2 protein-coding genes are annotated in these 12,630 nt (G+C 51.2%); both read left to right on the forward strand.

Features of this window, described 5'->3' with window-relative positions; genetic code table 11:
- Window positions 1-21: 21 nt before the first annotated feature.
- Entirely contained in the window at window positions 22-11,025 is an 11,004-nt protein-coding gene (locus BMZ54_RS25995) for a non-ribosomal peptide synthetase (protein WP_089918996.1), read from the forward strand.
- A gap of 7 nt (window positions 11,026-11,032) precedes the next feature.
- Window positions 11,033-12,630 (forward strand): AMP-binding protein (locus BMZ54_RS26000; protein ID WP_143081136.1); only part of this gene is annotated, 1,598 nt, incomplete at its 3' end.

Raw genomic sequence — 12,630 nt, forward strand, 5'->3', positions numbered from 1 at the left:
TGGTTTCCTTAAAAATTAACCATGAGAATAATTATTGTAACGAACCGCCTTCCTTTTACACTACAGGAAAATGAAGGTAAGTTGCAATTAGTGAATAGCGCAGGCGGCCTGGTATCCGGCATGCGGGCTTTCCTGGATATTGCACGCAACCCGCAAATGGCAGGTTGTGAGGTGATCTGGGTTGGCTGGCCGGGTATGGTGATCAGCGCCGCACAGGAGCCGCAGGCCCATGCATTGATGGATCTGAACACTTATGTGCCGGTATGGCTGTCGGATAAAATGGTGCGGCAGTATTACCTGGGGTATTGTAACGAGGTGATCTGGCCATTATTTCACGGCTTCCATGATGCTGTAACCCGCAGCGGCGATTACTGGCCTGCTTATGAGGAAGTGAATGATCTGTACGCTGCTGTGTTAAAGAACGTGATCCATGATGGCGACCTGGTATGGATCCATGACTACCACCTCATGTGTTTACCCGCATTGCTCCGTAAGCAGGGGCATAACATCCGCATCAGTTTTTTTCTGCACATTCCTTTCCCGGATAACAGCTGCATGAGCCGGCTGCCCGGGGCAGAACAGGCGGCTATTTTAAATGGTTTATCGGGCGCCGACCTTATTGGTTTTAACGCAGAGGAATATACGCAGCACTTTAAACAGTGGCAGTCGTTAAACAGGGATATGCCTTTTAGTGCAGCCATCGCTACTTTCCCTATTGGTATTGATACGGCCGTTTTTAAAGACACCGCCGGTTTGCCATCCGTACAGCAGCATACTGCTGCCATCCGGGCATCGGTACAGCAATGCAGGATCATACTTTCCGTGAACCGGCTGGATATTATAAAAGGGCTTAAACAACAGCTGATAGCTTTCCGCCGGCTTTTACAAGAGTGTCCGCAGTGGCGGCAGCAGGTGGTGCTGCAATTAGTGGTGGTGCCCTCCCGGGAAGGATTGCCGCGGAACAGCATCTTAAAGCAGGAGATAGAGGAATTGGTGGCTGCCATTTGCAACGAATTTTCAGCGCCGGGTTATAGCCCCGTACAATATTATTTTGAACAGTACAGCATACCGGAGCTGATCGCATTTTTTGCAGCTGCGGATGTGGCCCTGGTAGTGCCGATAAAGGATGGTATGAACCTGGTGAGCAAGGAGTACGTAGCCAGCCGCATAAACGGCAGCGGCACATTGGTATTAAGCCGGCAGGCAGGCGCCAGCCAACAGCTGAAAGATGCTCTGTTGGTGGATGCATTTGATACTAACAGCATTTGCAGGGCGCTGCATACAGCATTAAATATGGATGCAGCCACACAACATGACCGTATGGTCAGGCTGCAAACAGCAGTAACAGCCTTTGATATTTTTGATTGGGGCAACAGCATTATAGCCCAGACAATGAGACCCGAAATGAATACTTCCGCGGCAGCATTTACAGATACTGAACAGACCACACTGGCCCATCGCCTGCAACAGCTGGCGCACCGGGAGGATATTGGGGTTACGTTCATTAACGGCGCTGCGCAGGAGGTATATCTTTCCTACAGAACATTGTATAAAAAAGCATTGCATGCGTTATACCAGCTGCAGCAGCGGGGTTTGGACCAGGGCAGCCAGCTGGTGCTGCATGTAGATGATAATGAATGCTTCCTGGTGGCTTTCTGGGCCTGCATGCTGGGTGGCATTATTGCTGTGCCGCTGGCAACCGGCTCGCAATCTGATCACCGGATAAAACTGTTCAGTATATACGAAAAATTGACCAATGCCCGCTTGCTGACAGACGCGCAGCATATGGAGCGCCTGCAGGAGTTTGCGGCAGATGGTCCTTTTGCTGCAGTAGCGGCCGATATAACCGCCAGCATGATTTTACCGGAAGTGCTGCTTTATGAAGAGGGTAGTGGCCGGCCGGTTGCCGTAACGTTACAGGATACGGCCTATATACAGTATTCATCCGGTTCAACCGGTGCTCCCAACGGGGTGGTGCTTACACATGGCAACCTGTGGACCAATACCGGCGACATCAGCACACGTTCGGCCATCACTGCGGAAGACCGTATGTTGAGCTGGATGCCATTATCGCATGATATGGGCCTGATCTGCTTTCACCTGACCGGTGTGTACGCCGGCATCTCACAGTACATTATGCCCACTGCGCTGTTTATCAGGCGCCCGGCATTATGGCTGGAGAAAGCCACCCGGCATAGCGCCAGCCTGTTATATTCACCTAATTTCGGGTATCACTATTTCCTGGCCGCATTCAACCCTGCAGGCGCAAACCTTGCGCTCAACAAGGTAAGGATCATCTATAATGGTGCAGAGCCTATCTCTGTTGACCTTATTAACCGTTTTATGGAAGCCCTGCAGCCTTTTGGCTTAAGCAGCAGCGCTATGTTCCCCGGTTATGGCCTGGCAGAGGCTTCTGTAGCAGTAACGCTTCCAAACCCGGGCGATGCGGTACGCTGCCGTTACCTGTTGCGTAACCGGCTGGGTATCGGGGATAAGGTAGTGGAAGCTGTAAATACGGCCGGTGATCAGGCTATTGCTTTCCTGGAAGTGGGTTATGCCATACCCCGCTGCAGCATCCGTATCTGCAATGGGGAGGATGAGCTGCTGGAAGATGATCACGTAGGGCATATACAGATCAAAGGAGGTAATGTAACAAGTGGTTACTATAATAATCCTGCTGCCGGCAAAAAGCTTTTTACTAAAGACGGCTGGCTGCGCACAGGCGACCTGGGGCTTATGAAACAGGGACGGCTATATGTTACCGGCCGTTTTAAACAAATGATCATTATCCGCGGGCAAAACTATTACCCGCAGGATATAGAGCGTATAGCACACACGGTGGCCGGCATTGAGCAAGGCAAGGTAGTGGCCTGCGCCGGTAGCAATGACGGGGAGGAGCAGCTGCTGTTATTTATACTTTCCAAAGAGGAAATGACAAAGTTTGCGTCACTGGCAACGGCTGTAAAAAAACAGCTGCTGGATGCGCTGGGCATTGTACCGGACCAGGTAATACCTGTAAGGAAAATACCGAAGACCACCAGTGGTAAAGTGCAGCATTTTAAGCTGCTGGAACAGTATAATACCGGGGAGTTTAATGAGCAGCTAAACGCGCTGCGGCAACTGCAGCTGCAGCAGGCAGCAGCAGTAAAAGAGAACCGGGCAGCGCTTTTGCTGGACTGCTGCAGGCAGGTGTTTGCAGATGGTACGATTGAGCTGCATACAAACCTTATGCAGTATGGCGCCGGCAGCCTGCAGCTTACACAGCTGGCAGCCATCATAAACAGCACGCTTTATACGAACATACAGGTACATGATATTTTTTCGCACGCCATTATAGCCGATCTGTTGCAGTTCATCAACGGCATGCCACAGCAGGAGCTGCCTGTTATTCCCGCAGCTAGGGGCGGCAGGCATCCGCTTTCGCCTGCACAGCACCGGTTCTGGATGTATGATCAATATGGTTATAACCGTACGGCATATAATATTTGCGGCGCTTATCTCCTGCAGGGTGATGTTCAGGCAGAGGTGCTGGCAGCAGCGGTTAATAACGTGGTGCAAAGGCACCATGCTTTGCAAATGGTTTTTAATACGGAAGGTGAGCATGTTTACCAGCAGGTAAAGGCTATGCAGGTACCCCTGGAAGTAACAGACCGCCGCTCCGCCGCATGGGATGCGCAGCAGATAGCTGATTTCGGGAAAGAGCTGGCCGCCATGGTATTTGACCTGCAGCATGGCCCGCTGATGAAGGTGGTGCTGGTGCAAACCGGCGAGGCGCACTTTGCACTGTACATAGTGTTACATCATATTATTGCAGATGGCTGGTCATTTAACCTGCTGCTACAGGAAATAAAGGCCTTTTATACAGCAGGTCTGGAAGGCAAAGCATCATTATTGCCTGCGCCGGCGGTGCAATATGAAGACTTTGTTACCTGGCAACAGCAGCAGTGGCAGCTGGAAGCAGCGCGCCTGAAGGCGTACTGGCATGCGCAGCTGGCAAACCTGCCGCCCGTGCTGAAATTACAGGCCACGCATATCACAGATAATAACGCAGCTATTGATTGCAGCTTGTATTTTGATATTGATCCTGCGCTGGTGAGTAGTTTGTCTGATTTATGCAGGCAACAGGAAAGCTCCCTGTTCATGGGGCTGATGGCCGTATTAAATATCCTGTTCTATAAATACACCGGCCAAACAGACCAGGTGCTGGGTACAGATATAGCCGGCAGAGAACACCCGCAGCTGGCTGGCAGCATAGGTTGCTTCACCAACACCTTGTGTATCCGCAATACTTTTTCCGCAGCAGATCATTTTCTTCAGATCCTGGAGCAGGTGCGGGAGAACATGGTAGCTGCGTTTGCACATCAGCTTTATCCGTTTGATCAGCTGTTGAACGAGCTTACAACGGCCAGGGATGTACGCCATAACGGTTTGTTTGACATACTGGTGCTGATGCAGCCGTTTGAGGAAAGCAGTTTTTCCCTGGCCCCGCATATTACAGCCACGCCGGTTAATATACCGGCAGATAACAGCTACATAGATCTGCTGATAGAGTTTGTACCGCAGGCAAACGGGCTGCAGATGAAGCTGCGTTATAACGCTGCCCGTTATGAAGCCTGGCAAATGGCTGGTATCCATGAACACTTTGAGGTGCTGCTGACAGCTATTGCCGCCGCACCTGCCACACCAATATCTGAGCTGGATCTTTTGCAGACAGGCGCAGCTGCGCAGTATATGCAAAATGCCTGTGGCCTTGTAACGGCGCCGGTAGGTAGCCGGTATATTCAGGCGCTTTTCCTGCAGCAGTGCGCCGTACATCCACAGAAAACAGCTATCCTTTGCGGGGGAAATGCATTTTCTTACGAATGGCTGGAGCAAAACAGCTGCCGCCTGGCAATCATACTGCAGAACAGTTATAACATAACACCAGGCGCACGGGTGGGCATTCTTATGGAGCGCAGCCAATGGGCCATTGTAACATTAATGGCTATACTGCGTACAGGAGCAGTTTATGTACCCGTTGATCCGGCCTGGCCTGCTGCGCGCAAGGCTTATGTGATAGAAGATGCTGCTTTATCCCTGATCTGCTGTGATGCAGTCGCAGCAATGAACGTGGTAACGGCTGTGCCCCACCTGGAAGTAGAGCAGCTGTTAAACAGGGAGTGGGAGCCTGCAGCTTTACCGGAGCATGCCGTGCAGGCAGGGGAGCTGGCTTATATAATGTACACGTCCGGGTCCACAGGCGTACCCAAGGGAGTAATGATAGGCCGGGAGGCGCTTAACAGCTATGTAGCAGGTTTTGCCGGCTATTTTAATATAACGGCTGTGGATATAGTGATACAGCAGGCTTCCCTGGCATTTGATACTGCGGTGGAAGAGATCTTCCCGGCGCTTTGCACGGGAGCAACCATACGTATTATACCACAGGGCGGCCATGGCATTGAGGAAATGTTGCAGCATATACAGTCCGGCGGGGTAACGGTATTAAGCAGTACCCCGCATGTGATCAGCGAAATAAACGCAGGATCACAGTCTTTCGGAAACCTGCGCCTGGTGATCAGTGGCGGGGACGTGCTGCGGCCTGCGCATATTAACCGGCTTTTAGGGCAGGTACCGGTATATAACACCTACGGCCCTACGGAAACTACTGTTTGCGCCACCTACCAGCTTATTACTCAGGGCTGGGAAACAGCGCTGATCGGCAAACCTGTACCTAACAGTGAAGTATATATTCTGAATGCACAGGGGCGGCAGCAGGCACCGGGCATCAGCGGTGAAATAGGTATAGCCGGTGCAGGCCTGGCAGCAGGTTACCTGCACGCTGAAAATGAGGAGGGGAAATTTATATTCCATCCCTTTAGACCCGGCCGGCGCCTGTACTTAACCGGTGATCTGGGCTATTGTACACCGGAAGGCAGTGTGGTGTTTACAGGCCGCAAAGATGAACAGCTTAAAATAAGAGGTTACCGGGTAGAGACCGCCGAGATAATTGCGGCGCTGTTACAGTACCCCGGCATAAAAGAAGCGGAGGTTGTGGAGCATAGGGCGGAAAATGAAAATTGGCTGAATGCATTTGTAACAGGAACACCCGGGCTGGATATAACCCGGATCAGGCTGCACCTGGGAGCCGCACTGCCGTTTTACATGATCCCTGCCAATATTATTCAGCTGGATGTATTTCCCATGCTGCCCAATGGTAAGGTGAACCGGCAGCAGCTGATGGATACGCCGCTTAGCCCGGCTGCTGATTATGCCGCGCCCCGTACGGATATGGAAAAGACGCTGGTGGCCATCTGGGAGCAGGTATTACAGACCGGTAATATTGGTATATACGATAATTTCTTTCAGCTGGGCGGACAGTCCATCCGCGCCACGCAGATCATATCCCGCATACGGCAGCAGCTGCAGCTGGAAATAACCCTTAAAGATATTTTTACCTGCCAGCATATAGCCTTGCTGGCAACCCTGGCAGCGCAGGCGCCAGTGAACATTGTAACGCCTTTGGTGTCCGTCAGTGCTGCCGCATTTTATGTAGCCGCGCCGGTACAGCGGCGGCTGTGGCTCACCAGCCGGCAGGAGGGTCATGCGCTGGTAAATAACCTTTGCTGGGCCTACCGCCTGGAAGGCGGCCTGCGGCCGGATGTGCTGCAAAAAGCGCTGCAGCATATTATTGCACGTTATGAGATATTAAGAACGGTTTTTCGCATGCAGGATGGTATGCTGCAACAGGTAGTACTGCCGGTAATACCGGCATACGCAACGCTTAAGGATATACCGGCGGCAGTGCAGGAAGCAGTGGCAGTAAGATCCCTGCTGGATGAGGAGCGTAACCTTCCCTTCGACCTGGAAAAAGGCCCCCTGTTAAGAATGGTGCTGGCCAAACATGGCGAAACGTTCATTTTTATATTAACCGTGCATCACATTATAACAGATGCATGGTCTATGGAGCTGATACAGGACGAGCTGGTGAAATACTACCGCATTTTTGCAGCAGGTGATACACCGGAGACCACCATGCCGGCGTTACAGTATAAAGATTATGCAGACTGGATAAACCGTTTTGGCAGCTCCATGGAAATGACCGCCGGACGCGGATACTGGAAGCAGCTATTAGCAGGCGAGCTGCCTGAATTAAACCTGCAGGCCGGCACACCGCGGTACCTGGTTAATGATAAGAAAGGCGCCAGGTGGCCGTCTGTATTACAAACGGAAACGGTACAACGTTTTAAAACAACCTGTTACAATAATCATACAAGCTTATTTACCGGGCTGCTTGCAGTAACGCAGCTGCTTTTGCATAAATACAGCGGCCTGGAAGATATTATTACAGGGATACCTGTTAATGGAAGGGTGCACGACAGCCTGGAAGCTATGCCCGGCTGTTTTATTAACCTGCTGCCGCTGCGCACCGGTATTGAGCCGCAGCATTCGTTCAATCAATTACTGGCGCATGTAAATGATCGTTTACAGGAGGCATACCGTTACCAATGGGTACCGTTTGAGCAGATAGTGGAGGATGTAAATCCAGCGCGTGCTGCAGGCCGTCATCCCTTATTTAACATATTGGTGAACTGGCGCAGTGTGGATGATAATAAGCTGCAGCTGGAACAGTTACACCCCGGCATTGTACAAGTATCGCCGTTACAGCAGGAAGCATTGCATGCTGAATATGACCTGTCTTTCAATTTCCTGGAAAAAAGCGGTGTGCTGGAACTGTCTATTGAATACAATGAGCATCTTTTTACAGAAGAACGTATACGGCGGATGGGCCTGCATTTCAGCAATTTGCTGCATGCGGCTGCCACCAGTCCTGAAACAGCTGTTACTGCGCTTACATACCTGGATGAGCAGGAAAAGCAGCAGGTACTATATGGGTTTAATAATACGGCTGTTAGCTATGAAGGATGTACGACCCTGCCACAACAGCTGGCTGCTGCTGCGCTGGAAAGGCAAAATGAAGTTGCCCTTATTTGTGGTGCTGAGCAATTAACCTATCATACCCTGGAAGGGGAAAGTAATAGGCTGGCGAACCTGCTTATTGCCGGGGGGATCCGCAAAGGAGACCTGGTAGGCATTTTTATGGAGCGGGGCATTGAATTTATCATCAGCATTCTGGCAATATTAAAAACAGGCGCAGCTTATGTACCGGCCGACCGGGAATACCCGCAAGAAAGAGTGCGGCAGATATTGGAGAGCTGCGGCGTAAAAGTGCTGATCACTGATGATACAGCTGCACGCTATGAAAAGATCCCGCAGCAGTATCAATGGGAACAGCTGGTAAAGCTGCTGCCGGATTATGCAGATGTTTTTGCACCCGTGACAGTTGCGGCAGAAGACCTGGCATACATCATGTACACCTCCGGCTCCACAGGGCTTCCCAAAGGAGTAATGATCACGCATGGAGCTGTAATAGATTATGTACAAACCTTTCGTCACCATTTTAACCTGCAGGCTGGCGATGTTGTGTTGCAGCAGTCTTCCGTGTCCTTTGATACCAGCATAGAAGAGATCTTCCCCATTTTGTGCAGCGGCGGCAGGCTGTTGGTATTACCGGCAGGCGGAAAAGATATAACAGGTATGGTAAATGCCATCCGGGAACATGCGGTAACCATTGTAAGCGTAACACCGCTTATCCTGGAAGCGCTGAATAAACAGGCAGACAAGCTGCATACCTTACGCCTGATCATTACCGGCGGCGATGTATTGCAGCTGCGCCATGCCGATAAGCTGACAGGCCGCTTTGAGCTTTACAATACTTACGGGCCGGTGGAAAGCACCGTTTGTGCCACCTATCAGCAGGTGAGCAGCCCGGCAGATATAAACAGCATTGGCAGGCCGATTGCTAACCGGCGTATATACATTACAGATAGCCGGCTGCAATTACAGGGTATTGGTGTGCCGGGAGAAATATGTATTGCAGGCAATGGCCTGGCGCTGGGATATCTTGCAGCAGCTGATTACAACGTCGCCCGCTTTATTGACCATCCCTTTCCGGGAGAAACAAGATTGTACCGCACGGGAGATAAAGGATACTGGCGGGAAGACGGCAGCATTGTGTTCTGTGGCCGCATGGACCGGCAGCTGAAAATAAACGGTTACCGTATTGAGCCGGCTGAAATTGAAAAAGTGCTATTACAATATCCCGGCGTTACCACAGCCATTGTAACACCCCAACCACAGGAAAAGGGAAGTGCGCTTTTGTATGCATATGTAACCGGTGCGGAAACATTACAGGAAAGCAGTATCAGGAACTATCTCCGTAAACAGCTGCCTTATTATATGTTGCCGGCAGTGATCATGGTGCTGGATGTTTTGCCGTTAACGCGCCATGGCAAGCCGGATGTAGCTGCGCTGCCGGTACTGTCCGGCACAGCAGGCGCACAAGCCCCGTTAACGCCAACGGCAGCTGCCTTAATGCAGCTTTGGATGAATGTGCTGGAAGTAACGGACCTGCATATAACAGATAACTTTTTCATTAAAGGCGGGCATTCACTAAAAGCTATGCACCTGTTAACCGCAATAGCAGCTGCTTTTGGTGTGAAGCTGCCGTTTGAGAGCATCTTTTTGTATCCCACCATTGCAGAAATGGCCGGGGTAATAGATACCAGCTTACGCAGCCAGGTAACAGAGATCCCGGCAGCACCGGTGCAGAAGCATTATCCCTTATCACCGGCGCAAAAGCGCCTGTGGCTGCTGGACCAGTTATCCGTAAATAAAAGGGTATATAACATGGCAGCTGGTTTCCGCTTAAATGGTGTGCTGGATGTTAATGCTTTCCGCCGCGCATGGGAAACAGTTCTGCAAAGGCAGGATAGCCTGCGCACCGTGTTCCCGGTGATAGACGGGCAGCCCCGCCAGCAGATCTTGGAAGAGATACTTGTTGACACTTTTATTCACCAGGATATAAGCGCAGCTCCCGACATTGAAGCGGTGATAACCACCCATGTGCAGGCAGAACGGGAACGCATTTTTCAGCTGGACAAAGGCCCCTTGGTGAGCATGACGTTATTACAGACCGGCGCTGAAAGCCACCTGTTACTTTTCAACATGCATCACATTATTTCAGATGGGCATTCCTGCGATCTGTTAATGCAGGAGGTGGTAACGCTGTATAATCAATATAGCAGCGGGTTACAGCCGTCTTTACCGGCCTTGCCGGTACAGTACCGTGATGTGGCATGCTGGCAGCTGCAGGCGCTGGACAGTGGATTGTTTGATGCGCACCGGCAATATTGGCTGCACACTTTTGCCCGCCCCTGGCAGCCCTTACAGCTGCCGGCTGATGTTACGGCGCCTGCAGTATCCCTGCATATGGGCAGCACGGTACGCCTGCAAATGGGCGCAGCAACGCTTGATGCCTTAACACAGGTTGCAGCAGACCGTGGCGGCACTTTATTTATGGTGCTGCTAACCACTGTAAAAATGTTATTGTTCCGCTATACAGCACAGGAAGATATTGTAATAGGCTGCCCGGTGGCTGGCCGCAATTACCCCGGTTTGGCGGCGCCCATAGGATGTTTTGTAAATACGCTTCCTTTAAGAACGCGCTTAAGTGATACCCTGATCTTTGACGAGCTGTTTGAGCAGGTGAAAAAGGTTACCCTGGCGGGACTGGAGCATCAGCAATATCCGCTGGATTACCTGGTAGACGAGTTGGGTACAACGCAGCATATACCGCTCTTCAATGTAATGATGCTGCTGGATGAGCTGCCTCCTCATGGCAGCACCCTGCATAACATGCATCATATACAGGTAAGTGAATATGAAATACCCTCCGGTGCCAGCAAATGTGATCTTACTTTTACTTTCAGCCGTAAGCACAATAACCTGGAGCTGGTGCTGGAATATGATACCGCGCTTTTTAACAAGGGTACTATACAGCTGATGGGGCAAAGATACCTGCAGCTGCTGCAGGTGCTGTTAACAGCCCCGGAAACAGTATTGTCGGCCTACAGCCTGCTTACACCCGAAGAGCAGGCATTACAGGAAAATACCGCTAACCTCCTTATTAATTTTCAGATCGACTAACAGCTACATGTTATCTACCAATAAAGAAATTACGCAGGAACTGATAGCCGCGTACTGGACCACAAAGCTCCGGTTTCCCGCTTACGAAGCGCCGGCCCTTTATTATGGGCCGGTTGCTGGTGAGCGTGCTGTTACAGCACTTGCAATAGATCCGGTTGTAGCAGAGCAGGTAAGGGCAATGGCTAATAATAACCCGCTGGCTGAATATGTTATTTACCTTTCCTGCTGGTCTGTATTACTGTACAAATATTTCCCCCAGCCGCATTTGCGTATAGCCGTTGGTGATGTGGATCCGAAGGGTATAACACAGCAAACAGGCAGCCTGTTCTTTTTTGACGGCCGCTTTAACGGCAGCCTGTTGTTAAAAGAGGTGCTGGAGCAGGCAGGCAGAGAGGTTAGTGAGATCATTACACACCGTGATATTAACGCTGCAGATTTTACAGAAAGGATAACAGCAGCGGGTATAAATATTAACAGCTCACTGGCCTATGGATTTGCATGGCATACAGCTGATGGCGTTGCAGAACGTGCACAGCTAACCCTGGAAGTTGGAACAAACGCATCCGGGGAGATGTTACTGCGCCTGCATTATAATACTGCTTTGAACGGCTTATTCGCGCGGCAGCTGTTGCAGCATTACAGCGCTGTACTGCAGGCATTTTATCCGCAACGGAAGCAACTGTTGGCTGCTTTTTCTTATGTGCCGTTAGATGAGCAGGCTGCTCTATTACGCAATGGCGAACAGGCAGCACCTTTTGCAGCCGCACAATGCCTGCAGGAGCAGTTGAGCCTTATTGCACAACAATACCCACAACGGGTAGCCATTGTGCAGGGGAATGAAAGTATTACCTATTCTGAGCTGGAAGCCCGTGCTAACCGGCTGGCCCACCTGCTGCGCAGAGATTATGGGGTAACACCCAACATGCCGGTAGGTTTGCAGGGCTTGCGCAGCCCGGCTTTGCTGGCCGGTTTATGGGCCATTCTGAAAGCCGGCGGCGCTTATGTGCCGGTAGATCCGGCTTACCCCGCTGCCCGCCGCCAGTACCTGCTAACAGACAGTGGTATGCAGGTATTACTGTCAGATGAAGCGGTGGCTGACCTGCCAAACGGTATTACCCGTGTGGCATTGGATGCAGCAGCGCATTTAGCCTTACCGGCTACAGCGCCGGATTTAATTAACAGCGCATCAGACCTGGCTTATATACTTTACACTTCGGGTACTACCGGCCAGCCTAAAGGCGTGCGCATCACACACCGCAATGTGCAGCACCTGGCGGCCTGGCTGTCAGCTACTATTTACCGGCAGCACGACCGTCCTTTGACTGCTATGCTTACGGCTTCGCTGAACTTTGATGCCTCTGTACAGCAGCTGTTTGCGCCCTTGTTTAACGGCGGTACGCTGGTGCTGCTGAAGGAGGAAGAGCGCCGCGACCCGGCAGCGTATATACGTAGTTTAATTGCTCATAAGGTAGACGTGCTGGATATAACCCCTTCTTATCTGCAGGCAGTGTTACAGGCTGCCACAGCAGCAGGGGAGCAGTTGCCGGTATTATACACACTGGTGGGCGGGGAAGCGCTTAACAGTACGCTGATCCGCCAATACTA

Origin of the sequence: Chitinophaga rupis (assembly GCF_900109685.1) — a bacterium.
Classification (GTDB): domain Bacteria; phylum Bacteroidota; class Bacteroidia; order Chitinophagales; family Chitinophagaceae; genus Chitinophaga; species Chitinophaga rupis.

What these genes read in the sequence shown, in the direction of transcription:
- BMZ54_RS25995 (WP_089918996.1), top strand. Translation starts at nt 22, where the DNA reads ATGAGAATAATTATTGTAACGAACCGCCTTCCTTTTACACTACAGGAA.